This is a genomic window from Methanosarcina sp. 2.H.T.1A.6 (assembly GCF_000979455.1).
In the GTDB taxonomy this organism is placed as follows: domain Archaea; phylum Halobacteriota; class Methanosarcinia; order Methanosarcinales; family Methanosarcinaceae; genus Methanosarcina.
This window is the reverse complement of the sequence record NZ_JJOY01000023.1, coordinates 194,559-220,470: the sequence shown is the minus strand read 5'-3', so window position 1 is coordinate 220,470 and position 25,912 is coordinate 194,559. Positions and strand designations below refer to the sequence as shown.

18 protein-coding genes and 2 tRNA genes are annotated in these 25,912 nt (G+C 42.5%); 11 read left to right on the top strand and 9 right to left on the bottom strand.

Translation table 11 applies throughout. The features are described from left to right. Nucleotides 1-224 precede the first annotated feature (224 nt). The 7 genes from EO98_RS05940 (at nt 225) to EO98_RS05910 (ending at nt 9,363) form a co-directional block, all read left to right on the top strand. Nucleotides 225-785, top strand: a complete 561-nt coding sequence (locus tag EO98_RS05940; protein ID WP_156161036.1) for a CDP-alcohol phosphatidyltransferase family protein — start codon at nt 225-227, stop codon at nt 783-785. Nucleotides 786-945: 160 nt separating this feature from the next. Further along, nucleotides 946-1,023 (top strand) — tRNA-Pro (locus tag EO98_RS05935). Between the two features lie 152 nt (nt 1,024-1,175). After that, nucleotides 1,176-1,337 (top strand): hypothetical protein, encoded by a 162-nt coding sequence (locus EO98_RS18290; protein WP_156161035.1) that lies wholly within the window; start codon nt 1,176-1,178, stop codon nt 1,335-1,337. A 663-nt stretch (nt 1,338-2,000) separates the two neighbouring features. Then, the gene (gene mutS, locus EO98_RS05930; RefSeq protein WP_048142830.1) at nt 2,001-4,703 is read left to right on the top strand and encodes a DNA mismatch repair protein MutS; all 2,703 of its coding nucleotides are present in this window, start codon (nt 2,001-2,003) and stop codon (nt 4,701-4,703) included. A gap of 127 nt (nt 4,704-4,830) precedes the next feature. Next, complete coding sequence (gene mutL, locus EO98_RS05925; RefSeq protein WP_235283874.1) at nt 4,831-7,029, top strand: DNA mismatch repair endonuclease MutL; 2,199 nt, start codon at nt 4,831-4,833, stop codon at nt 7,027-7,029. 634 nt (nt 7,030-7,663) lie between these two features. After that, nucleotides 7,664-8,677, top strand: a complete 1,014-nt coding sequence (locus EO98_RS05915; RefSeq protein WP_048142825.1) for a cobalt-precorrin-5B (C(1))-methyltransferase — start codon at nt 7,664-7,666, stop codon at nt 8,675-8,677. Nucleotides 8,678-8,775: 98 nt separating this feature from the next. Continuing rightward, nucleotides 8,776-9,363, top strand: a complete 588-nt coding sequence (locus tag EO98_RS05910; RefSeq protein ID WP_048142823.1) for a cobalt-precorrin-7 (C(5))-methyltransferase — start codon at nt 8,776-8,778, stop codon at nt 9,361-9,363. 166 nt (nt 9,364-9,529) lie between these two features. Here EO98_RS05910 and EO98_RS05905 read toward each other — a convergent pair whose 3' ends face one another. Next, the gene (locus EO98_RS05905) at nt 9,530-10,294 is read right to left on the bottom strand and encodes an A24 family peptidase C-terminal domain-containing protein (RefSeq protein WP_048142821.1); all 765 of its coding nucleotides are present in this window, start codon (nt 10,292-10,294) and stop codon (nt 9,530-9,532) included. A 331-nt stretch (nt 10,295-10,625) separates the two neighbouring features. Between EO98_RS05905 and EO98_RS05900 the strand changes: the two genes are divergently transcribed. Then, nucleotides 10,626-10,699 (top strand) — tRNA-Val (locus tag EO98_RS05900). 202 nt (nt 10,700-10,901) lie between these two features. Here the strand turns inward: EO98_RS05900 and EO98_RS05895 are convergent. The 4 genes from EO98_RS05895 to EO98_RS18285 form a co-directional block, all read right to left on the bottom strand. Next, nucleotides 10,902-12,167: a pentapeptide repeat-containing protein gene (locus tag EO98_RS05895; protein ID WP_048142819.1), complete on the bottom strand. Its 1,266-nt coding sequence runs from the start codon at nt 12,165-12,167 to the stop codon at nt 10,902-10,904. Nucleotides 12,168-12,832: 665 nt separating this feature from the next. Then, nucleotides 12,833-13,213: a DUF2283 domain-containing protein gene (locus tag EO98_RS05890; RefSeq protein ID WP_048142818.1), complete on the bottom strand. Its 381-nt coding sequence runs from the start codon at nt 13,211-13,213 to the stop codon at nt 12,833-12,835. Next, complete coding sequence (locus EO98_RS05885) at nt 13,210-13,551, bottom strand: hypothetical protein (protein ID WP_156161034.1); 342 nt, start codon at nt 13,549-13,551, stop codon at nt 13,210-13,212. Before EO98_RS05885 ends, EO98_RS05890 begins: the two co-directional genes overlap by 4 nt. A gap of 1,267 nt (nt 13,552-14,818) precedes the next feature. Beyond that, nucleotides 14,819-14,968 (bottom strand): hypothetical protein, encoded by a 150-nt coding sequence (locus EO98_RS18285; protein WP_156161033.1) that lies wholly within the window; start codon nt 14,966-14,968, stop codon nt 14,819-14,821. A gap of 336 nt (nt 14,969-15,304) precedes the next feature. Here EO98_RS18285 and EO98_RS05880 point away from each other — a divergent pair, with 336 nt between their 5' ends. After that, nucleotides 15,305-15,511, top strand: a complete 207-nt coding sequence (locus tag EO98_RS05880) for a hypothetical protein (protein WP_048132733.1) — start codon at nt 15,305-15,307, stop codon at nt 15,509-15,511. 657 nt (nt 15,512-16,168) lie between these two features. Here EO98_RS05880 and EO98_RS19110 read toward each other — a convergent pair. After that, nucleotides 16,169-16,390: a hypothetical protein gene (locus EO98_RS19110; RefSeq protein WP_235283864.1), complete on the bottom strand. Its 222-nt coding sequence runs from the start codon at nt 16,388-16,390 to the stop codon at nt 16,169-16,171. A 70-nt stretch (nt 16,391-16,460) separates the two neighbouring features. On the opposite strand from EO98_RS19110, the gene EO98_RS05875 reads away from it, so the two are divergent. After that, nucleotides 16,461-18,530, top strand: a complete 2,070-nt coding sequence (locus EO98_RS05875; RefSeq protein WP_048142876.1) for a hypothetical protein — start codon at nt 16,461-16,463, stop codon at nt 18,528-18,530. A gap of 343 nt (nt 18,531-18,873) precedes the next feature. On the opposite strand, the gene EO98_RS05870 is transcribed toward EO98_RS05875, so the two are convergent. The 3 genes from EO98_RS05870 to EO98_RS05860 form a co-directional block, all read right to left on the bottom strand. Continuing rightward, complete coding sequence (locus tag EO98_RS05870) at nt 18,874-19,371, bottom strand: inorganic diphosphatase (RefSeq protein ID WP_048142814.1); 498 nt, start codon at nt 19,369-19,371, stop codon at nt 18,874-18,876. 236 nt (nt 19,372-19,607) lie between these two features. Beyond that, nucleotides 19,608-20,930, bottom strand: a complete 1,323-nt coding sequence (locus EO98_RS05865; protein ID WP_235283862.1) for an NRAMP family divalent metal transporter — start codon at nt 20,928-20,930, stop codon at nt 19,608-19,610. A gap of 375 nt (nt 20,931-21,305) precedes the next feature. Beyond that, a complete protein-coding gene (locus EO98_RS05860) occupies nt 21,306-23,303 on the bottom strand; it encodes a PAS domain-containing methyl-accepting chemotaxis protein (protein WP_048142812.1) in 1,998 nt (665 codons plus the stop codon). A gap of 570 nt (nt 23,304-23,873) precedes the next feature. Between EO98_RS05860 and EO98_RS05855 the strand changes: the two genes are divergently transcribed. Further along, nucleotides 23,874-25,796 (top strand): SWIM zinc finger domain-containing protein, encoded by a 1,923-nt coding sequence (locus tag EO98_RS05855; RefSeq protein ID WP_048142810.1) that lies wholly within the window; start codon nt 23,874-23,876, stop codon nt 25,794-25,796. Nucleotides 25,797-25,912: the final 116 nt, after the last annotated feature.

Below are 25,912 nucleotides of genomic sequence, written 5' to 3'. Positions count from 1 at the left end.
GTCCTTAAACTCTTTCTGGAGAATTCCATCCCTGAAGCCCGAAATATTTAGAAAAAAGATAAGACTAATATCCAGATATGCACTATTAATAGCCAGATAAAAAGGAATAGTCAGATAAAAGGAATAACCAGATAAAAGGAATAACCAGATAAAAGGAAGGGATTGAAATATTCGAAGACCTGAAAAACAGCACAAGAAAGCTGGTAATTCCGTTTGCCCGTTCAATACCCCTCTCCCCAAACACCCTTACCCTGCTGGGTTTTGCGGTAAGCGTGGCTGCAGGAGCTGCATTCGCCCTGGGCAAACCTTTTGAAGGTGGGCTCCTGATTCTCTTCAGCGGGGCTTTTGATATCCTTGACGGCGGAGTCGCAAGAGCAAAAGGCAGGGCCACTCCTTTCGGAGGAGTGCTAGACTCGGTCTGCGACCGCTATTCCGACGGACTGATGTTTCTTGGAATAATGGCCGGGGCGATTTACGGCAGACTTGGCTTTACCCCCGTCCTCGGGATAGAAGTCTGGCTCTGGGCTGGCTTTGCCCTTATAGGTTCTTTTCTGGTGAGCTACACCCGCGCCCGGGCAGAGTCCGCAGGCTGCCGGAAGCTGTCTATAGGAATTGCCGAACGCACGGAAAGGATGCTCATCCTTGCTTTAGGCGCCCTTTCAGGCCTTCTTGGCTGGGCTCTTGTGCTGATAGCCATCTTCTCCCACATCACCATCATCCAGAGGGTTCTGCGGGCAAAAAGTATCCTGAGTAAGCTTCCCGAATCCGAATTTCAGAAACCCTGAAGCCAAAATCCGGAGATCCGAACAAATAAAAAAATTAAAGAACATCCCCTGCTGGCTCCTCCCAACCGATATACATTTATACTACATGTTTGATTACAATAGTTGGATGATGGCAAGCAAGCATAGGACCGTTGCCGTCTGAAAAGCATAAATACTCTGCGGGGCCGTAGGGTAGCTTGGTCCATCCTGCAAGGCTGGGGGTCTTGCGACCTGAGTTCGAATCTCAGCGGCCCCACCAAACTCTTATTCAACCTTAGACTTTTTTTACATGTTTTATTGGATTTTTCATTAAACGTTTTTACAACACCTGTTTTATTGCTTAATTCCTATTTTCAGCCCCTTTCATCTTTTTGAGCTTATTTTTAAAAAGCTGTGGCCATGTTTTTGAATTTGTTTTTTGGGCCCCGGGCTCTCAACGACTGCGAAGCAGGCGGCTTTTCGAAGAAAAAAGAAGACTTGAAAACTCGGATACAGGCAATTTATGATCTGGTGCATACAAAGGACGAAAGGATAGGAAAGCTAAAAGACATGCATATGCCAGATCAAACGTAAAAAAGTTATACATTTTAATCAGTCAAATAGACAGACTGATCGTCCACTACAAAATATTTTGACATTCTATTTCCCCGTGAGGTTGGATTTACACATTTATTTACTTGAAGCCCACCGATTCCAGCCGCGCCGGAGCACGGGATAAGACAGACATGAAAATGCGAGTAAGGTTACCCCGGAACAATATCAGCCGATTAACCACATCCCAAAAATAGAGAATCAGTTTTATTCTTCTCCCTTTTCCTTTTCTCGCTTATACTTCTCCTTGATTTTCTCAATCATTTCCTCATTAGCCTCAACAACGAAAGCTCCGACATACCCGCATTCCTTGCAGTGGTAGACTGCACCTGCATACCCGCCAACCTCATAATAGATATCCGCATTCCCGCAGACAGGACAGACTTCTACTAATTTTTCCCGACTCAGAGCAATTCCCTCCTTTGATAAGGCTTACAATACCGAATTGTTAAATTATATATAAGAAGCATGATTCAAGATAAAGACATAGTATTTTAACCTGATATTCGAACTGATATTCAAAATGACTCAACCTGGCATGCGGAAAGAAACCATGCTGCTTAGCTGAAATAACCAGCCGTTTATTCATACTTCCCCGTTCCAGATTTAGATATTAACGATTCAAGGCTTACAGTGAGTTGAAAAATGACAGAAATGATGACCCCTGCAATGCGCCAGTACTACGAAGCCAAGCAGGCATACCCTGACGCCCTTATCTTCTTCAGGATGGGAGACTTCTACGAGTCCTTTGGGGAAGATGCTAAAACCATTGCGAAAGAACTTGAAATTACCCTGACTGCACGGGGGAAAGACAAAACAGGGGAGAAAATGCCGCTTGCAGGAATTCCCTACCATGCAATTGACACCTACCTACCCAGATTAATAAACAAGGGGTACAAGGTAGCCATCTGTGAACAGCTCGAAAACCCGAAGCAGGCAAAGGGGGTTGTGAAGCGGGGAGTTGTCAGGGTGGTAACCCCGGGAACAGCAATAGACTCCTCAATGTTTTCGGATGCCTCAAACAATTACCTCATGGCAGTTGCAGGAAGGGAGATAGGAAAAGCCGGGAAAAGCGGGGAAAAAGAAATCGAATTCGGGATCTCCTTCCTCGATATATCTACAGGGGAGTTCCTTACAACCCAGTTTACGGACTCGGACAGCTTTGAGAAATTACTTAGCGAACTTGCCCGCATGCACCCTGCAGAATGCATCCTTCCCCCGTCCCTGTACGGGAATTCAGATCTAGTAGCCAGGTTAAGGGACCAGACAATTGTACAGGAATTCGCTCCCGAGATTTTCGGACCCGAGGAAGCCGGAGAAAACCTGAAAACCCATTTTGGGGTCGCAACCCTCGAGGGCATGGGCTGCGAAAAGCTGGAGTTTGCAGTTTACTCCGCCTGGGCTGCCCTTGAGTATGCAAAGACTACCCAGATGAGGGACCTTGCCCATATCAATACTCTCAGGACCTACTCAAACACCGAGTTCATGGTCCTGGATTCGATTACCCTGCGCAACCTCGAAATCGTGAAAAACGTGAGGGAGGGGGGAGACGAAAACTCCCTCTATCGGACCCTGAACTGCACACGGACACCTATGGGAAGCCGTATCCTGAAAAAATGGCTTTTAAAGCCCCTTCTTTCCGTAGAAAATATAAACCACAGGCTGGATGCCGTAGAAGAACTGGCAGAAGACTCTCTGCTCCGCTATGATATAAGGGACTGGCTCTCAGACGTAAGAGACATCGAACGCCTGGTAGGAAGGATAGTCTACGGGAATGCCAGCGCAAGGGACCTCGTAGCCCTGAAAAAGTCCATGGACGTCGTACCTTCTATCCGGGACTGCCTGCTGGAAAAAGCCGGGTCCGAAATTTTAAAAGAGATTGCAGAAGGGCTTGCAGCCTTTTCGGAACTGGAAAACCTGGCTGAAATGATTGAAAACGCAATTGTTGAAGAGCCTCTTGTAACCGTAAGAGATGGCGGAATGATAAAGTCCGGATACAGTCCGGAACTTGACGAACTCCGGGATATTGCAAGCAACAGCAAACAGTGGATTGCGGCTTTTCAGCAGAAGGAGAAAGAGAGAAGTGGGATCAAGTCCCTGAAAGTCGGATACAATAAGGTCTTTGGTTATTATATCGAGGTTACCAATGCAAACAGCAGCCAGGTGCCTGAGGACTATATAAGAAAACAGACCATGTCAAATGCCGAGCGTTTCTTTACGCCGGAACTTAAAGAAAAAGAAAGCCTGATCCTGACAGCAAACGAAAAGGCAGTAGCTCTGGAATACGAAATCTTCACTGAACTCACACAGGCCCTTTCAGCGCATTCAAGGGAACTCCAGGAAACAGCAGAAAGACTGGGGACTCTTGATGTCCTTGCAGACCTTGCCGAAGTTGCAGAAAACAACAACTATACACGGCCGCAGCTCACCGAAGACTGCAAGATCCTTATCAGGGACGGACGGCATCCCGTAGTCGAAAGTACCGTATCAGGAGGCTTTGTACCCAATGATACCGAAATGGACTGCAAGGAGAACCAGTTTTTGCTTGTTACAGGCCCGAATATGGCAGGAAAGTCCACCTACATGCGTCAGACCGCCCTTATTGCAATTATGGCTCAGGCAGGCTCCTTTGTTCCGGCATCCCATACATCCATAGGAATGATTGACCAGGTCTTTACAAGGATAGGGGCTTTTGACGACCTTGCAAGCGGGCAGAGCACTTTTATGGTTGAGATGGTGGAGCTTGCAAATATCCTGAATAACGCAAGTCCCCGAAGTCTTGTACTGCTTGACGAAATAGGCAGGGGAACAAGCACATATGATGGGTACAGCATCGCAAAAGCAGTTGTGGAGTTCCTGCACAACAGGGGTAAGGTTGGCGTAAGAGCTCTTTTTGCGACCCATTATCACCAGCTTACAGCCCTTGAAGAGAAATTAAAGCGGGTCAAAAACTACCATATTGCAGTAAAAGAAGATGGCCACGAGTTGGTTTTCCTGCGGAAAATCGTTCCCGGAGCAACAGACAGGAGTTACGGTATCCAGGTTGCAAGGCTTGCCGGAGTCCCGGAAAAGGTGATCGAAAGGGCAAACGAGATCCTTAAGGAACTTGAAAGGGAAAACGTGTTTGAAGAAGCAGAGGATAGCGAAAACGGGAAAAAGAGGAAAAGCAAAGCAAGTGCACGCTATACTCAGATGATGCTTTTCGACCCCGGAAGCAGCAATGTGAATCCGGAAAGGGCAAAAGGGTTGAGCCCTGTGGAAGCAGCCCTGAAAAAGCTGAACGTGGATGAGATGACGCCAATAGAAGCCATGAACAAACTCCATGAGCTGAAAAAACTGCTTGGTTAAAAAGAGAAATGGGCTAAGAGATTGCCCACCTTGGTAGAGCAAGTGATCAGGAAAAACAGATGAAAGGGCGGATAAAAGGCAGATAAAGGACAGATGAAAGGCAAAGGAAAGGAAAAGTGAAAAACAAATGACGGAGCAGGTTGAAGAAAAGCTGGAAGAGAAGATGGAAAATCAGGGTAATAAAATCCGGATTCTTGACAGGGACACGATAAATAAAATCGCAGCCGGCGAGGTAATAGAACGCCCGGCATCCGTGGTAAAGGAACTTGTGGACAACTCAATCGATGCCGGAGCAACGGAAATCCGCATCGAGGTCGAAAAGGGGGGAAAACATTCCATCCTTATCCGGGACAATGGCTGCGGGATGAGCAGGGCCGATACCCTCCTTTCATATAAAAAACACGCAACAAGCAAACTCACGCGGATCGAAGACCTTGATACGGTCTCAACAATGGGGTTCAGGGGAGAAGCTCTTGCTTCAATTACCGCCATTGCAAAGGTAGAAATCATTACCCGTCCACCGGAAGAGATTACCGGCACAAAAATGGTCATCCACGGAGGGAAGGTGCAGGAAACATCTGATGCAGGCACGGCTCCGGGAACCTCGATACACGTAAAAGACCTTTTTTATAACACACCTGCAAGGCGCAAGTACCTGAAAAGCGACCGTACCGAACTTGCCCATATCACAGATACCATTACAAGGCTTGCCCTGGCAAATCCGGGAATTTCCTTTACCCTGCTCAGTGAAGGAAAGCCAATCATAAAAAATACGGGTTCAAGCGGCCTTTTGAAAAGCATGGTCAACCTGCTCGGCCCTGATACGGCACGTTCAATGCTGCCCCTTGAGTACAGGACCGAAGACTTTGAACTCCGGGGATATATCTCAAAACCCGAAACCCATAGGGGAGGAAGCGACCAGCTTTATGTATTCGTAAACACGCGCCCTGTCACTTCAAGAGCTATCAGCACATCTGTCCGCGAAGGATATTACACAAAGATCCCTAAAGGCCGCTATCCTGTGGCAGTGCTTGCTCTTACCCTCGATCCGGGAGAGGTGGATGTAAACGTACACCCCCGCAAAGCCGAAGTCCGTTTCAGCCGGGAAAAGGAGGTAGGGGATGCAGTCATTCGTGCAGTTGAAAAGGTCCTTTCGGAACATGGGCTTGCACCCGCGGTAAGGGAAAAAGATGGAAGAAGGTTTCAGAAAACCTTCGAGGGTTCAGGGCCATCAGGAAAAATTCAGGTACAGGAAGCCCCTATAACTCTGCCTGAAAAGGGACCTGCAGAAGAAATCAGGAAAGCAGCCGGGAAGGAAACCGGAAAGGAAGCAGAGTTTCAAGAGGAAGCCAGAGTTCCTGAAAGCGGCAGTAGACTCCTGAGAGAAAAATCCGAAGCTTATACCTACCCGATAAAGGATACGGAGAGGAGGCTAAAGAAATCCGAGCGTCTCCGGGATGCAGAAAGGGTAGGAGTCCAGGAAGTCCAGAGGGGAAGAGATCATGTCAGTGACAAGGAAGAGGAGAAAGCAGGAGAGAAAGAAAAGGAAAAGATAGGGGAGAAGGAAAGAGAACTGATCAGTAAAAAGACAGGGGAAAAGGAAGAGGAGAAAGCAGGAGAAAAAGAAGAAAAGAAGACAGGAGAGAAAGAAAGAGAACTGATCAGTGCGAAAACGGGGGAAAAGGTAAATGAAAGAATAAATGCAGGGGAGAGGCAAAGTAAAAAGCCGAAGCAAAAAGCAAACACCGATCTTTTCGAAGACCTGCGGGTCATAGGCCAGACCTCTAAAATGTATATCCTTGCCGAAAAAGGGGAAGACCTTGTAATAATCGACCAGCATGCAGCCCATGAGCGTATCCTTTACGAGCAGGTCCTGAGAACGAAAAAGTCCAGGGTGCAGGAATTGATCGCCCCTGTAGTGATAGAACTTACCCCGAAAGAAAAGGTGCTCATGGAGGAGTATATCCCTTATCTGGAGGAGTACGGCTTCGGGATCTCGGAATTCGGGGACAATACCTATGTCGTTACCTTTGTCCCTGAGGTATTCGGTCGGCTCGAGGATACCAGCGTAATCCATGACGTGATATCTGACCTGCTGGCTGAAGGAAAGGTCAAAAGAGATACAGGGGTCTCGGAAAAGGTGAGCAAGACCCTTGCCTGCAGAGCAGCAATCAAAGGAGGGGCAGCCTGCAACTCAAGGCAGATGGAAGAGCTGATAGAACAGCTCAAAGCAGCCGAAAACCCTTATTCCTGCCCGCACGGGAGACCAACAGTAATAACCTTTACAAAAGGTGAACTGGACCGTATGTTTGCAAGAACTCAGTGAATAGGATTACCGGAAAAAAGAAAAAGTTGAGAAAATCAGGGGAAAGGGGCTGTTCAGGAGAGTGAGCGCCCCCATAAAAAACGTAATCTTTCGACATAGCGCATAGAAAGAATACTGGTGATTGGTTATGAAGAGATATAGAGGATTTCCACGAAACATTTACCTTTATATTCCTATAGATTTATATAATATAAGTGAAATGTAAGGTAGGTGTCAGGCGAGTACTGACATCAAATAGGCATCATTCCATAAGGCTATTTTTCACACACCAACCCCCCAAACCCCAACAAGAATGGTACCCCCCATTCAAACCCCAACAAACCCCAACTTCCAGAAAAACGAAAAAATCCCCACTCCTGGAATGATGCCACTCTTTTCTATATTGCCCGGGGAATTTTATACTGTCCATTGATATTTTCTTATCGTCCAGTGACTGTTCTCTATAATCCAGTAACCTTTTTCCCGGAGTCCAGCAACCGTCCCCCAGAAGTAAGTCTTTTTGTCCGGGTTTGCACAGGAGCACCGCAGGTATTTCATAAGTATCAGTTGTGTTTTGTTGAGGCCCTTCTCTTCCAATTAGTTCCCGGTTTTCAGGTCAATACATTTATAATAAAAAACCTCCGAGTATTCTTCCATGATAGATCCTGTTAACAATTTCAAGATCCCTGAAGAATGGATTGCCCGTACCGGGCTGCCCAGGGAAGAGCTTGAAAAAAACGTGGCATCCGGGATGATCGTGGTCCTGAGTGACGGGTCCGTACTCAAGAGAGGATATACCACAGGAACCACAGCCAGTGCCGCTGCAAAAGCCGCTGTGCTTTCCCTTAAAAAAACAGTTGACAGCGTATCCGTTCCCACCCCGGTAGGACTGAGAGCCTACCTTGAAGTCAGCGAATCCTCTCCAGGGCGTGCAGTTGTAAAGAAGATCCTTAACGACCACGAATCCGATATTACCCGGGGGCTTGAATTTGTTGGCGAAGCCAGGGAGGCAGATGGGATCAGCATCTTCGGCGGAAAGGGCATAGGAGTTGTAAGAAGGGACGGGCTCCAGGTCTCGAAGGGCAACCCGGCCATCAACCCAAAACCCATGGAACAGATCAGGGCTGCAGTGCAGGAAGCTGTAGAGGAACTGGGTTTACAGGGAGCTGAGGTCACGATTTCGATCCCTGAAGGGGAAAGGGTAGGAAAAGAGACTCTGAACAGCAGGATAGGAGTCGAAGGCGGAATTTCGGTTCTCGGGAGCACAGGCTTTGTCGAGCCCTGGAACGACCACCTGGGAGAGATGAAAGGAGACCTGATCCGCTGCACGGATAGAGTGGTCCTGACTACGGGCCGAATAGGAATGCGTTATTCTCATATGCTCTTCCCTGAATACACCGTTGTTATGGTCGGGAGCAGGATTTCGGAAGGGCTTGATAACGCTTCAGGCGATGTCATAATCTGCGGGCTTCCGGGTCTGGTCCTGAAATGGGGAAACCCTGAGATGCTTGAGAACAGCGGATATGCAACCGTTGTTGAGATGCTTGAAAAGGCTCCGGAACACGAGCGCCTGAAAGAAGCCTTTGAAATGGCGGTTGAGAAAGGAAAGGGTGCAAGAATCGTTGTAATTGACAGGGACGGGTCTGTCCTTATGGACAAGCAAAAGTGAGAAGCAAAAGTGAGAATTAAACCGAAGAAACGGACAGAAAGCGAAATTTAAAAATTGAAATTCAAGAAACTTGAACCGGACAGAGGGGAAGAAAAACTATGATTGTGGTAGGAGTCGGGGTCGGACCCGGCATGCTCACGGAAGAAGGGATAAGGTCGATCAGAAAAGCATCGGTGGTTTACGGTGCAAAACGAGCCCTTGAGCTCGCACAGGAACATATTACCTGCGAAGCAAAAACGATTAAAGATTATAAGTCGCTTCATCTCCTGCCCGCAGATGCCGTTGTCCTGTCCACAGGAGACCCCATGTTTTCCGGGCTCGGGAAATTTGCAGGGGAAAATGATACCGTAATTCCCGGAATTTCTTCAATGCAGGCAGCCTGTGCGCGTACAAGAGTAAACCTGACGAACCTCTGTGCAATAACAGCCCACGGCAGGGACTTTGAGCCTGCAAAAGCCGAACTGATTCAGGAATTGAAGAACGGAAGAAACATTTTCCTGCTGCCGGAAGAAACATTCGGCTCCCGCGAGGTTGCAGAAATCCTTAAAGAACTTGGAATTAACGCTGAGCTTTATACCTGCGAAAACCTCGGCTACCCTGAAGAAAGGATCGCAAAAGGCACTCCTGATAATCCCCCAATTGCAGAAACTATTCTCTACGGGCTGCTTGTCGTGCAGAAAAGATGAAAAAAGGGGAAAGAGGGTGGAAAAAGGAAGGAGAAAAGGGAGAAATCCCGGTTCAGCCGTCCCCAAAATTTCCACAGGTGCTCGGTTTATTCCGTAGAGGTTGGGTTTATTCCGCAGACGTTGGGTTTATTCCGTAGATCTTGGGTTTGTTCCGTAGATGTTAGGTTCAGACCCCGAGAAAACTAAAGACAGCGTAAAAGATTAAATCCCCGAAAACGACTGCGGTTATAAAGCCTGCTGTAATTGAGAGCATAAAAGGCAGGCCCGGAGTAACCCAGACTTCCTTTTCAATAAGCCCTTTTTTTACGTATTCCCCAAGTTCGGGCTTCAGGTTAGCATCAAAGTCGAGCCCTGTCCGCGCAAACTTCCTGATGACAACTCCGTTTTCGTCAAGCTCGAACTTTTCAAGCAAGGCCAGATGTTCCTTCCTTTTCAGAGAGGATACCTCAGTCCTGTACCCGATAAACATGTATAAGGGCTTTTTGAGCATATCAGGCGAAAAATGTAGGGCGTTGTAGCAGAACATCCAGAGAGGCACGAGTGTCGTTACCAGGAGAGCATTTTCCAGCACCGTGAAGGCAAAGAGCCCTACGGGAGGCAGCCCTAGCAAAGGATAAAGCTCTCCCGAGAACAAAAAAACCGGATAGAGCGGAAATAAGATGGAAAGCACTATCAGCCCCTTTGCATCCCCGCCCCCGAAGGCTCCAAGCTGGAAAAGGATGTAAATCGAAACGAAAACAATAACTCCGGAAAAAATTAGAGATTTAAGATAGGGAATCCCTCCAGTATAAACGTCATAGATTACAAATACCGAACCCGATGCAAGCATGTATTTCCACACCTTGTTTGAGACTCTGCGTGCCTTCAGGTCGGTATAGCAGGCGTAGAGCAAAAACGGCATGGTGAAGAGGATTTTCAGGATTTCAATCATAAAAATCAATCAATTAAATTATTTCTATAGTTATTTACATTATTACTTCATTACTTTATCGCCTGACTGAAGATTTCCGGAAAGAGATCAACAGATCTTAGACAGCCCATCAAAAGTTCCAGCCGTAGACTGAAAAACTCCAGCAGGTGGTTCTTCGTCCTTCAAAACCCTCAAAAAGTACAAAAAATAAAGGACCCTGAGACAAAAATATAAAAAGTAATCACATAACAGGTCCGGGTAAGCCCAATATCAGCCCGCAAGCGATAAGCTTATACATAAGAAGTTCTATTTTATGGTTGTTTAACCCTTATTAATTTTCAATTTCATCTGTGGGCTCGTGGTCTAGCCGGTTATGACGTCGCCTTCACACGGCGGAGGTCCTGAGTTCGAATCTCAGCGGGCCCACTCTCTGTTTCTTCTTTGTTTTCGGATTCTAAATGTGTATAGAGCTTTTGTTCCAGTTGCTCAACTTTTGTTTTTTAAATATCGTGGCCCAAGTGATTTCGCTGAAAGAGTTATCTAGATGATAACTTCCCATTAGTCTATCGGAAATTTTGAGAGGCATCCGGAACAAAGAAACAATGGTGGAAGTTCTGGTAATACTCAATTATTCATCAGGTTTTTTAAAAAGGGCAGGGTATTTCTCTTTTAATGGTATAAGAAGTTCTTCGTCTAATTGTGCCTCATAAAGCGTTTTCACTTTAGAGAGCTGGTCAATTGTTAGGTTCTTAGCTCCTTTAAGGTTAGCACCTCTTAGATCCGCTCCTTCAAAATGGACCCCTTCTAGATCCGCTCCTTTAAGATGGATTCCTTCAAGATTAGCTATTTCAAGATGAATTCCTTTGAGGTGAGCATCATTAAGGTAAGCTCCTTTGAGGTGAGAATATTCAAGATGAGCTCCTTCAAGGTAGGCTCTATCAAGGTGAGTTTCTTCAAGGAATGCTCTTACAAGAACAGAATTTTCAAGATGGACATCTTCAAGATGAGCACCTATAAGAGTAGCATCTTTAAGATCAATTCCTTGAAGATAAGCTCTTTCAAGATGTGCTTCTCGCATGTCAGCGTTTTCAAGATGAGCCCTTACAAGGATGGCATCTTCAAGATGAGCCTTATACAATTGAGTGGATTCAAGGTGAGCCTCTACAAGGTCAGCCCCCCAAATGTCAGCTCCACTAAGATCAGCCCACTCAAGGTGAGCTCTAGAAAGTTGGGCTTTCCGCATATTTGAGTTTCGTAGATCCAATTTTTCATTAAAGGAGTGTTTGAGATTACATATAACTTCAAGAATTACTTGAATATCGGTAGAGAGAGTTTCATCTTTCTTTTGTTCCTCAGCATCTTTATGTTCTGTATTCTCCTTTTTAAGAGGTGATTTTTCCCTAATATATGCAGCTAAAATTCTCATAATTGGCCAGTAATCTTTTTCAGATTCATTTGCTATTCTTTCAAGGGCATATACTCCACCTAACCTAATTTCCATTTTTTTATTTCCTAACTGATCAATAGCCCTAGTGAAACGTTCAGTTATCTGACCTTCCTGAGACACTTTGAGATTATCCTGAGCAATTTTCTGATTAGCTTCAAAAGTCTCCTGAGCAAATTTTAAATTTTTGTCGGCAATGGTAATTCGCCGCCATGTGTAGTAAAGCCCAATACCAATAGCGATACCACCTAGTATTTGAGCAAAAGTAGCACGATACTGATTTTCAAGAGTGGCTTCTTCTGTAGCGTTATTTATCCCACGATACTCTACTTGCAAATATGGAACTACTATTAATAACGATAACAATACCGAGAGTAAAATAATGAGACTAGTTAATGGATACTGTTTTATTCTTTTCTGAAGTTGCTTCAACTTCTCTTCTAACATCATAATTTATTTCCTTTACCATGAAGTGTTTATCTGTCCTTAATCGACTGTGAACTAAAATAAACATTATCATTTATACGCAAAGGATGAGTAAATGAAAAAGCAAATGAAAACATGCATAAGCAAGCTGTCCATATTTAAACATTGATTCAGAAAAATCGCAGGTTAAACATTAAGGTGCTTCCGGAGAATACGGAAAATAGAAAAGCCATGGTGGAAGTTTTGGTAATGTCTAAACAGAAAAGTACGAATATAAAATGAAATTCAAACCGGAGTTTATACATTATAGTATGAAACCGCATCAAGCGACATACTTAACATAGGCCCTAACAAAAAGTTAATTATGTTGGACAACAAATCAAAGCGTTTTAATATAAAACCGAGAAATATATACCTAATTGAATAAATCGGTGTGGCACAAAAATAGTTCATTTCCCACTATATAGGGTCTAACACAGAATCTCTATAACAAGACACCCTGTAACGGTTTCTTTCGTATCGAGATGGTGAAAATCATATAAGTACCAATCGGTGAGCTAATTCAAGATGTGTCGACATCAAAATTGAACAAAACGGGTTTGGAACTTAATTAAATTCTTGTTAGACCTACATAATATCCATAGCTACACCCCGATTTCCATGGAATCTTATAAACTCCGGTCAAAGAATTAATAAGCCATGGCTATCTGCGCAGAAGGGACATTTATATCATTGATACCCTGTGAAACGGCTATCTTCTCCGTCTTACGATTTCTTAAAGGAACAGTGATAGTACATTTTATTTCAATAACTTCTTCTGAAATAGAAATATCTGCACCGAATTTTACGAAATTCTTAATCGCGGATTTTGGTACACCAAACATTCTTGAGACATGGAGCAGTTCAAATCCCATAGGCCTGCCATCTACATCCATATCCAATATTATGTTTCCCAAATCAATCGAAGATTCGTATTGTAAGCCCTTGCAATTAAAGAGAAGACTATCGTTCTCAAAATCGTAGTCATAAAAATCTATTGGAATTGGACTAGAATTAACTCCTTCTGTCATTTACTCAACCTTCTATTCACATTCTGTTGATATAGTGTTATAAATTTAATTTTTATAGGGCTGCAGGAAACCAACGATAAAACAACAACGAGATCATATTTTTCAGTAATGTTACAGAATACTCTATATTCGTTTTCATCTTTAAGTTCATTGTTCTCTTGATAATCTACATATACAGGACATCTATTTAAGAGTATTTTCTTGAATTCTGCTATATCATTAGGTATAATGTCACTAATTCTTGCTCTTGTTTCAAGTCTTTTTACAAAATGTACCCTATATTCAATGTTTTTCTCGTTTGTTATACATAATAATTCGTAAATTTCTTCTGCAGTCAACAAACACGACCATTTCCTTCATAATTTATTTTTGTGAATAGAAGTGAAGATATAAAAGGATTTCAAAATTGATTTATATCAGATTGCTCTTCAAAAATCCGCATATTAGAACGCGTTTTACTATAAAACTTTAGATGAATATATAGTTTTAGTTATATTTTTGAACTGGGACGCTAATAGAGCCCATTTAAACTATTCTTAGACTTAAGACTGCTATTGGAGAAAAAAAGCCTTCGAAAGGCAAAAATTTTGATGCAAAATACATATAGTTTTGCATAAACAAATTTGATAAGTTTTTATGATGCTGTTTTTCCAATTATATTTTTTAATTTATTTATACATGTAGTATAAGACGTGTTTTTATTTTAGAGCTCGTCCCAAAACCAACTTAATTCCCAAATCAGTAAAGTTTTTAGAACTATTTTCTATGATCAGAAACTCTATCAATTGTTTGAAATACGGGACTTAGAGGCTGAATTTTGAGTTTTGGGATTAGCTCTTAATATGATTTCGCTGGACAATAATGATCAGAAATTGAAGGCATGTCAAGCCAACAAATTTAATTTATTCTGATTAGATTATGAACATCATTTGTTTACTCAATCATTACAAACATGTAGGAATAGACAGTACTCCATTGATTACATAGATGGAATGCAAAAAACCATTAACAAGCCAGTATGGGAAAAAAACAACATCGAAAGACATTTTTATTAAGACTTATTAGGCAAATTTTGAGAGATTTGTTTTAATTAATTGTTGGTCATTGGTTGCGTTTTTTCAAATATCATTGGTTAATAATCAAATATACAGGTTTCATTAAAATCGACATCAATCAACTGATTTTAGCAGGCTGAATAGCTACATATGTTTTTCGTTTCTTTGTACATACAACACCGCAAAAGAGTTATGGAAGGGCCTTCAAGCGGATAGGTGCCTAATCATTCGAGAACGTTATTGGATTCCAAAATAACGATACCTTTAGTCATCAAGGCCAAGGCTCACGATAGACTGATAGAACGGTCAAAAGGGAAGAAGATACGAAGTAAGAGAAGAGGTGCAAAAAACTGTGCCATGTCCTATGAGAACGACCTGTTTTCTGGACACTGGCATGGTTATTACGATAATAAATTTTTGAGGAATCACCGATTTTGAGAGATTAAAAATATAATATTCGCCCGAGACTGACTCTTTTTCGAAATATATGGGCTAAAGTCGCCTTCACACGGCGGAGGTCCTGAGTTCGAATCTCAGCGGGCCCACTAATTTAATCTTCTTTCTTTTCTGATTTAGAGGTTTTATAGACTTCTTTTTCTAATGCTTCTATTCTTGCTTCGAGGTCAGATTTTTCTTCTGGTTGTGCAACCTTGAGTTCGAAGTTAAGCTCTTCTTCAAGGGCAATTACATAGACAAGCATGCCTTTTCTCTCAAACTTAAAGAATAGCCTCAGTAAAGGCTGAAGATAAATAAAGAAACTGACCAAAGTTATTAATTAAAACATTAAAAATAATTTTTGAAGAAATATATATTAGATGTTATAGAGAAGACCAAAAATAATACGTAAATGAGCCGCCACCATTAATTTTTCGGATTTTATACCCATTTGACTAATATGATACCACCAATATCTCAGAAATACTGTTTAACTAATATTAGTTCAATGAGATAACTATTTATAGAAAGTATTTGTACTTACTATCAAAGCACAATCAAAAAGAACTTTACAGTGGGGAAAAAACAGTAGGGGAAATATATGAAACAGAATGAGGCATATTTCAGGCAGTTTGACAGCGCAATATGTTATGATGGTACTGTAATTCGTGGGGGAAATAGCATTGAAGTTCGGATAATGAGAGGTCTGAGCTCGCTTGGATTTTTCCTGTACATGTTTCTAGCATCATTGCCAATAGCTTACGTGCTGATAAAAATATCCACAATGATCTTTGGAAAAATAATGTAAATATATGTTTCCAAGTAAAAAGGTATGACTCTTGAGACTACACTGGAGATTGGATTGCACAGCTCATCGATTCCAAATCACTTTTATCTGATCTCCAACTTAAAATTCTTTTATGGCTTTTTTATCGAGCAGCCATTCATTGAATTTATCCTTATGCCAGCCCGGATATTGTTAAGAACATTATCGTTTTGTTCATTAACATTTGTTGGTTTGAATCCTTATTGAGATAGAGAAAGATTTATCGAATTTGGCTCGTCAAACACGGTGCTTGAGTCTCTTATTCCCCAGCCTTCACACGGCGGAGGTTCTGAGTTCGAATCGCAACGGGCCCACTTAATATTATAACCTTTTTTCTGATTTAGAGGATTTATAGACTTCTTTTTCTAATGCTTCAACTCTTGCTTCAAGGTCAGATTTTTCTTTGGGTCGTATAACCTTGAACAGGATTCAAGAGTTCATATTGCATTTACACTCCTAAAATTTAAATTTGAGATTTAGAGCTACGTAAGGGTGGTGAGCTCAAATACTTATAGACGAATAGTGCATTAATATTTTGAGAAAGTTGAGCAGGGGACAAAAAAAATTATTGTTGATATGGCCACATCAAATCAAGTAACGAATTCTCGTTGTTTAGTGCCTAATTTTGAAACTTGTCTTTTAGCTTTGATAATAAAAAAGCAGTGAAAACAAAAAATGTGAGAGAGTACATATATAGTAAAGATTAGTGATAAGTATGAATACTAAAATTCTTTTTATTTCATTCCTTTTATTTATCTGTTTTTTTTCAGCAAATTGCTCAGGTTCAATTATCAATGTAGGCCCAGGAACTTCCTTTAGCCCTGCAGGCTCAGACGACCAGAATATTATTAATGCTGCCATACAATCAGCGAATTCAGGTGACACTGTACAGCTTGCATCGACCACGTTTCACATAAGTTCACCTATAATCATGAAATCTGGGGTAACCCTTAATGGAAATGGGATTGGTGCAACTGTGATCTATTGTGACAATCCGAGCTCTAATTTTGCAACTCAAAATATAATTAACTGTAATGGTATTTCTGATATTGTAATTTCAAATTTCTTAATTGATGGCGGTTGGGAATCATTAAGTAAAATGCATTCAGCAAGCAACAAGTATAGGGAGCATGAAAAAGGAGTTTATTTGTCTGGCTGTTCAAATGTAGTTATTCACGACTTAAAAATGCAATACAGTATGGGTGACTTTATTTTCTGTAAAAAAAATACCAGCAATGTTCAGGTTTATAATACAGTGTGTAAACCCGGCCATGACAGTTTTGATGCGTGGTCTGCCGGTGATGGAATTTCAATATTTAATAATTGCTGGGGCACTTTTATAAATTCTTGCATTAAAATTCATAATACGAAAAACGTTCAAATTTACAGGAATACTTTCTACACTGATACCGGTTCTGGTAATGCTGGGGTAGAAGTAATGGGAGGTGAAGTAACAGGCCTGAATATTTATGATAATATATTTTCAACACTTCAATTAAATACAATATATCACGACTCAGCTGATGGTGCCTGTTCAGGCAGAGGTACTGTTTCAAATAATATATTCTATAACAGCCCTGGATATGATGGAATTAGTGGTATGGATATTGCATCAACCGGCAATATTGTAACCAGCTCCTATTCAAGCTCCAGGGGTACAAAAAATAATGGATATGTTGCAAACAACGGTACAAGAAATTTACCTGTTTACAATGGCTCTGTAGTACCTTCTGTTACTTTTCCAGCTAAAGGCAGTACAATTTCAACTGTCAACGGAGATGTAAGTATAAGCTGGACATATTTGAATGCAACAAGTTATTTTATCAATGTATATAACAGTACATCACAATTCGATTCATCTCATTTAATATATAGTCTTAACACTTCACAAACATCTGCAAATGTACCAATAAGCTACACAGGATCGTTTGCTATAAAAATCGGTGCACATGATGACGTTCATAATTCATGGGTATACAACAGTCCTGTAAGTTTGTTCACAGTAAGTGGCAAAAAATCAGCTACAGTTTATCCCGGTGCATATGGATATTTAACAGATTCAACTACAGGCCAACCTGTTCAGAGTGCTGTAATAAAATTGTCAAATAATACGTGGAATTGTACTCAAATTACTGATGTTGACGGGCTTTACCAGTTCACTGTGAACAGTGGAAAAGGTACGTACTGTTTAACTGCTTCAGCAACAGGCTATCTTAACGGTCCTGAATTACCAGTAAATATGACAGGTACAAACACAGAAATGAATATAAAAATAGTTAAAGCACCTGATTATTTAGAACCACACTATGTGAAGTTATATGTTTGTACTGATTCAAATGAGAAGGTACCCGGATGTGAAGTTCAAATTTACGCACCAAATAATGACTTAGGTAATGAAAAACCGAATTTTTGTGCCTGGACAAATAATGACGGTAGAGCAAATTTCCATTTGACTCAAGGTGTCACATATAAAATTGTAACAATTACTTTAGATGGACAAAAATACACCAGCACATTAATACCTGACCTGGATCAATATACTATTACAATACCACCTTCAGGTGACACCTCTGCAATACCTGCAATGCAGACTGTGATCAGTACAAATTGTACATATAAACAGATAAACAATACAGCAGCTTATATTAATGCAAGCTATTATGATTCTTCGTCACAGTCCAGCAACCTGACTTTTTTACTGGGTACTATGAGTGATGGAAAAACGTTTGTACCCTCTGGAATCTCAGGTACTAATGACAATGTAAGTAACCCTATAGGAGTGGTAACTGACTCTTTTATAGTCACTAACTATTCTGGAAAAACGTACACGGTGAAAATTACTGCGCAATCTCAAACTTATGGTGCTGTATATAAAACTGTTAATGTATCATTTCCAGACAGTAATGTACCGAATGTAGGGTCTACTGATATGAGTAATTTCTGTGTTTTAATCTTAATTATTGCAGGACTCATATTGTCAAAAACTCGTAAGGAGCATTAATCATATGGGCCTAATTCTGGATTTTTCATTTTATGGACCAGTATGCTGGTGATTCGACCCCTAATTTAATGAGAAAGAAATGTCTACCGCAATTGGTTCGTCAATAACGGTGCATACGTAACGGATTCCAGCCTTCACACGGCGGAGGTCCTGAATTCGAATCTCAGCGGGCCCACTTTTCGTTTTACAAATCTCACTACAATTTCCATCCCCGTTTTGCAAAATTGAGCGCCGCGAAATATCTCGAACCGCGCTCCGGAAGCGAAACCGGGTTCTGAATTTCAACGGGCCCGCAATGCTTATTTTGAAATTTAAGGAGAACAGCAACCCATCGCTGCTTACATTATTTATTTTGCTCAAGATATCGAGATTTAGCTTCCTGTAGTACAGTAACTGCGGTTTCTAAATCCTTCCAACCAATAACCTTTACTTGTTTGTCTTCTAAATTCTTATAAGTTTGAAAGAAGTGTGTGATTTCCTTAAATAAGTGAGGGGGGACCTGGTCAACTGCTTCGATATGATTCCATAAAGGATCATTTTTTGGGACACAGAGTATTTTTTGATCTCGTCCTTTGTCGTCTTCCATGTCAAATAATGCAACAAGATGCACTTCTATTAAACAGCCTGGAAATGTAGGTTCCCATGTTAAAACCATAGCATCTAAAGGGTCACCATCAAGAGCTAGAGTATCGGGGAAAAAACCATAATCAGAAGGGTATACCATTGAAGAAAAAAGCATTCTGTCGTATTTAATCACTTTCTTTTCTTTATCGTACTCGTATTTGTTTCGGCTTCCTTTTGGAATCTCGATAAGCACACTTTCAACTTGACGTTCAGTCATACCAACACTTCCTATTTATTAACAACCTGTTTTGGAATTATTGCAACTATAATGTGTTCTGACAGGTTATTAATATAAAACATTGAGGGGAAAAAATAGAACTGCCTGCAAACAAAAGTCATTTGCCTGATTTGAGCTATTTTGATTTTCACAAATCGACACAAAAATGAAAGTTTGTAAATTCATCCCTTTGTGCAGTCACATATTTCCCCTCCTCTTTTTAAAGCACCTCCTCCTCAGACCCGGATAAATGTCACGTAGACAAATCCGGCGGTCATCAGCAGGAAAAACAGCAACCCTGCCAGGCTCAATAACCTGAGATACGGCCCCGGACGTTCTTCTATCGGTACGTTGCTGCCGTTTATCACCCGATAGTTGATGTAGGCAAGAATCGGCGAGGTGACAAAGCTGACAATGGCGGCAAAGCTCAACAGTTGCAGCAGGTTCTGGACGAAACACAGCACGATTACACAGGCTGCAACCACCGACAACACAATACAGAGCTTGAAGATCTGCTTGAAGCGCCTGGAAAAGCTGTCGCTGAGCAACGTACAGCTCGCCGCCAACGAGCGCGGATAACCATCTATGCAGGTCAGGGTGGTGCTGAACATGGTAGAAAAGGCGGCGGTCAAAATAAGGGGCTTTGACCATTCACCGATATTGGCCGAGTAGAGATTGACCAGCTGCTGGCTGAAGCCGGTGCCTCCACTGACAAGCTCCTGGCCTGAACCATACATAATCAGTTTGCCGAGCGCCACAAAAGCCACAGCCATAACCACAGCCATGACATATCCCAGATAAAAATCAATGGAAGTTTCCCGGGTCGTAGCGAAGTGACCGGTTTCTTCTTCACGGCTGAACATCCACAGACTTGACCAGGCCGAAAGATCCACCGGCATAGGCATCCAGCCAAGCAGCATCACCAAAAATGGAAAGGTCTGCCATGTCCAGGCGCTGGGCCCGACAAAGTCCGGAGGCGCAACCGGACCGTGGGCAAACGCCAGGCCCAGAGCTACTAACGTACTCAGGCTTAGCAGAGCAACCACTGCTTTAGAAAGTTTATCGAGCAGTTTATACTGTCCCAGCAGAATAACCGCAGCACAGATCCCCAGAATGCCAACCGTGAAAGCGGGAATCCTGCTGCCATCAAACCCGTAGCCAGCAAACAGCGCGCCGCTGAGCATGGCTACCCCAGCTATATTGATGATTCCGGTCAGGATATTAATGGCCAGAAAAATATAGACATAGGCTACTCCCTGCCGCTTATACCCGGCCAGGAGACTTTCACCGGTAGCGGCTGTATAGCGCTGGCCATATAGAAAAAACGGGAACTTTAGTAAATTAGCTAGCAGAATCAACCCGAGCAAGCTCCAGCCGTATTGTGCCCCTGCCTGTGTTGACCAGACCAGGTGCGACCCTCCAATAGCAGCACAAGCTACCAAAATGCCTGGCCCAATCGCCTTGAACAGATTGGAACGGCTGCCGGGATACTCAGCATCTGCCAGCATGGCTGCCTCGGTTGTCGGTTTTGCTTCGTTCATAAATGTGATTTCGTTCATGTTTGCTTCTCTGAGTAGGTTTCATGTATCAATTTCAAGATACGGTTCAACATATTTAAAAATATAAATATATTACTGTTTTTGACTGTGGCTCAGGCCATCTATTTTGGAGGTGATTTCCGCACATTAAGAGAAATAAAATACAAGTGTTACTTCAAAAGAGAAGCTTAGAACAATCCACGATTTTTATGAATTCCCACAGGAATTCATTGGTCATCGGTTAAGGGATTTTCTTGCCTGAGGGCTAACTTCAAGTTGCACATAAGATACTGTCCGTAACAATGGGTTCGTATTTATTATCCGGATAGAATCAAAAAAGAATTTACAGGATACGACGGAGGAGACATCATATCCTGGTATTTCAGTACTCAATATTCAGCGTTTCTTAAAATTCCCTGTTCTGTTGAAACTTTGTGGTTTTCCAGAAGAGGGCTGACTGGTTTTCGGTTCTCCCGACACTTTGAAGTTTTCTAAGAGAACATCAACTGTTTTCTGGGCAAGACTATTAACATTCTGCACAGCAGTACTTACCTGCTGCATGGCAGCTGTCTGTTCCTCGATTGCAGCAGAGGTTTGTTCACTGCTCGCGGCATTCTCTTCAGCAGTAGATGCAGTCTCACTGATACTTTTCTCGATATTTTCAATTTTATCCAGGCCTTCTTCTGACAGCCTATCCAGTTCGATGAGCATAGAGTTGATAGTGGCAACTGCAGTGGCAATTTCCTGGCTCTTATTCAAAGCCTGTTTAATGTTCTTGCTTCCTGTTTTAGCCTGACCGTCCGCAGTGTTAATCGCTTCCGTCACTTTCCTGGTCTCTTTCTGGACGTTTGTAACAATCCCATTTATTTCATCAGTGCTCTTCCTTGAGTCGGCAGCAAGTTTTCTGACCTCATCGGCAACAACGGCAAATCCCCGGCCGTATTCACCGGCTCTTGCAGCTTCAATAGCTGCATTCAAAGCAAGGAGATTGGTCTGGTCAGCAATCGATTTGATTTTCCCCGTAACAGCGCCGATATTATTGACAGCATCATCCAGAGAATGAACGATGGTTCCAAGATTGGAGATTTCTGCAACAAGCTGCTCCACTTCTTCCAGAGCCATATTATTGAGACCCTGGGCTTCGTCACTGGTTTTACCTGCCTGGGAAGCGTAACTGGAAGATTTAGTGGAAGATTCACTGAGCTTTTTGAAAATTATTTCAGAAGCTTTTAGATCCGAAGCTGCTGTGCCAGCATGCCTCGAAAGGTTCTCTGAACCAGTTGCGATCTGTTCGGAGGCCGTTGAAATTTGCTGCATACCCATATTCATCTGGCCGACAGCTTCTTCGGACTGCCGGGCTTCTTCCAGAGTTGTGAGCATGTCATTCAATATAGTTTCAATAACAGATTTCAGATTAATGACAAGCTTATTAAATTCATCAAAGGTGTCACCAAAGTCGTCGTCCTTTAGCTTCTCCAGATGAGCATCAAGGTCCCCCTCACTAACTCCTCTGATACCCTCCCCAAGATCTTTCAGACAAATGTTGGTGTAATCTAAAAGGTCCTTAACCTCTTTTTCTCTGTCTTTCATCTCGGTCAGATCAGTTATGACTGTGAGACTACCAACGATAACGCCAGTTTCATCTTTTATCGGCACAGCTGAGAGTACTGTAAACAGGGGTTTGTCTAAAGTCTTAAATTTAAAAGCTATTTCTCGATTATAAATGCCTTCTCCGGTTTCCATTACTTTCTCAGCAAGCGTTTTTTTGGACTTAGTATCCAATAATTCGTAAGGAGATTTCCCGACAGCTTCGTCCGCATTTCTAAACTTACAGACTTCCAAAAAGTAATCATTAATATATTTTATTTTTCCAGAAGTGTCTATATAAAATGCAAGTGATGGTGCTGGAATGCTGCTAACAATTACCCTTTGAGAGTCTTCCCTCCGTTTTATTTGAGGGGTTACGTCCAGAAACACACCGTCAATATAAACCACGTTTCCGTGGACATCGTTTACCAGGTTAGCCTGTTCCTGAATGAATACTGTCTCATCATCGGATTTTTTTATCCTGTATTCAACCTGATAAGGAGTTTTGTTTCTCATTGCTTTCTCTATAGTCTTATCGATTACAGGAATATCCTCTGGATAAATAATATCTGCCCAGGGTAATCTTTGAGAAAGAAAATCCATTGTAGAATAACCGGTGAGTTGTTCCACATTTTTACTTATGTAATGTATAGGCCACGAAGATTCATTAGAGACTCTGAAAACAGTTACTGGAAGGTCATCTATTAACAAGCTTATCTCTTTTGCTGCTGGACTTACATCTTCAATAGAATGTTTAGTATGATCTACGTGCCCTACCTGATTTAAATCGATATCTTCTAAAGCCATAACCAATCTATCCCCTAATTATATATATATTAACTAGAAGTATAAATAGAGGAAGTATTTAAGTGTATAGGAGAGTATAAAAACCTTTAACCCCACGGCATATGCATTATACTGCGTAAATATTTATAAGAAGACGTCGTATTCTAAGTATGTTTAAAATTGATACCGAAACACAGGTATTAGGAATCTGTATACTTATACTCATTATGTATATTATACACAGACTGATTCCAATTTTATCGGCTAACAGTTAAGGTACAGTTTTTATTACAGAGCCGTTTGCTTTCTTGATTAGTCCATATTTTTGATGAGTAGTATTTACTATCGCCAAATATTTATGAAACTCATAATCAATATTAGAAAGCCGCCTTCATACGTAGAGGCCATACATTTAAGCCGTAGAAGGCTCGCTCCACTATTTACCAGAAATCACTTTATCAGAAGTCACTTTACCAGAAATCACCTGTCTTGAAAAATCCCTCTTTAGTTCTAAACTCCCTTTCAGAACCCGGGTCTATAAAACCTACTCATAATTCCCATTTTTATATTACGTTGACGAAATAGTAGTTTATGCCATCAGAAAGCAAGGATGCCGATCCCTTCAAAGAACTCAGGTGGAGTGACCTGCAGGACTGGGCAGGAGGAAAGGCGACTGCAAAAGGGATGAAGTACCAGGACGAAGAAAGGGTAAAGGAGATTAAGCGAACCCCGGAAGACAGCCTCATAGCCCGGGTACAGGGGACGAAAACATATTTCACAGAGGTTTCTCTGGAAAACGGGGAACTTAGTTCCACCTGCACCTGTCCGGTTGAACATGACTGCAAACACGGGGTTGCCACTGTACTTGAATACCTTGAACTCGTAGAGCAGGGAGAAGAAGTTCTCGTTGCTGCCGAAGGGGACCCACTCATTCTTATGGCCAGACAGGGACCTGCCCTGAAAGACGGGGAGACCCTGGATTCACATCAGGTTTTCCGGACAGAGCTGAAGGAGTACCTGGAGCAGATGGAAAAAGAGGAACTTATTGACCTTCTGATGAATTTATCAGATAGGGATCCCCTGCTTTCCGGGCACCTGCGGGACATGCTGAACCTTGCATCGGGGGATACGGAGGGGACGGTAGGGGACATATACACCGAACTGGAAGAGCTCTGGGAAGAAGCCAGAAGCTATGACTACATGGATTACGATTCCCCATTCCCTGATTTTTCGGAGATAAGGAACCGTCTGGAAAGCCTCCTTGAAGCCGGGCATGCAGATGAAGTTGCAGACCTGGGGATGAGAATTCTGAAGGAGTATGAAGAAATAGCCCCTTATGATGAAGAGGGAGACATCGGCATGAAGGTTGGCGGATGTATGGAAGTGGTAATCAAAGCTCTCCTGCAGTCCGGAAGCCCGGCCCACGAAAGGATGCTTAGAGTTCTGGACTTTGAATTAAAAGACGAATACGGGATTTTTGACGAAGAAGCTTTCTGGAATTCGGATTTTCCAGTAGAGGAGTGGAGCTGCTTTTCGGAAGTACTTAAAGACCGACTGGAGGCGAGCGACAGCGGGAAAACTTCCTCAGATTCCGACTGGGACCGGGAACAGCTTGTAAACCGGCTTGTCCTTGCACTCGAAAAAGCCGGGAATTATGAAGAAGCCATCTCCCTTTGCGAAGAGGAAGCAGAAGCTGGAGAGAATTGGAGCTATGTTCGGCTAATCAAAGTGCTGCTTGCCGCAGGGAAAAAAGAAAAGGCAGAAGAGTTGATCTACCGGGAAATAAAAGAAATAAGGAAATCTTCCCCGGGGACTGCCTATGAACTCTTCCGGATCCTCCTCGAAATCAAGGAAAAAGAAGAGAACTGGCTCTTTGTAGCAGCTTTACATGCAGAAGAGTTTTTCAGGTACCCTTCACTGCAATTTTACACAGACCTGCGGGAATCAGCAAAAAAAGCTGGGGTATGGAAAGAAGTCCGGGAAGCTGTCCATGAGTACCTGGAAAACGGAAAGCTTCCCGCAGACAGGGCCAGCCCCGGCGAAGAACCCTCAAGCTTGCCCGGGATCCTTCCGAATACAGGGCTGACTGACAGAGATTCTTTCTCAAAAATTGATGCACCTGCCTTTGAACTTTTGATCGACATCGCCATCGAAGAAGAGAATCCCGATGAAGTGGCCAGATGGTACAAAAAACTAAAAATGAGGGAAAAAAAGGGAGAAGAACGGTATTTTACCCGAAGAGAGAAAATTGCCCGCACTGTACAGGAAAAATATCCTGAAATTGCGATTGAAATATGGAAAACGATTGCAGAGGAACTAATTTCCAGGACAAAAGTAGACGCATACGAATCTGCCTCTATATATCTCCGGATGGTCAGAAATGCTATGGAAGCCGGGGGACAAAAAGCCAGGTGGGAGTCTTATCTCAGCGAGATAAGGGAAAAGAACAGACTCAAAAGAAAGCTACTTGAAATCCTTGATATGCTGGGGAAAGACAGAGTCATAGACATATGAGCAGCTTATGGGAAGATGCTCTTCTCAGCCAGAGGAAAGCTAATTCAGGAAAGAATGTCGGTTTCATCAGAGAAATTACATACAAAAGCTTGCCCCTGTATTCGGTATTTAAATTC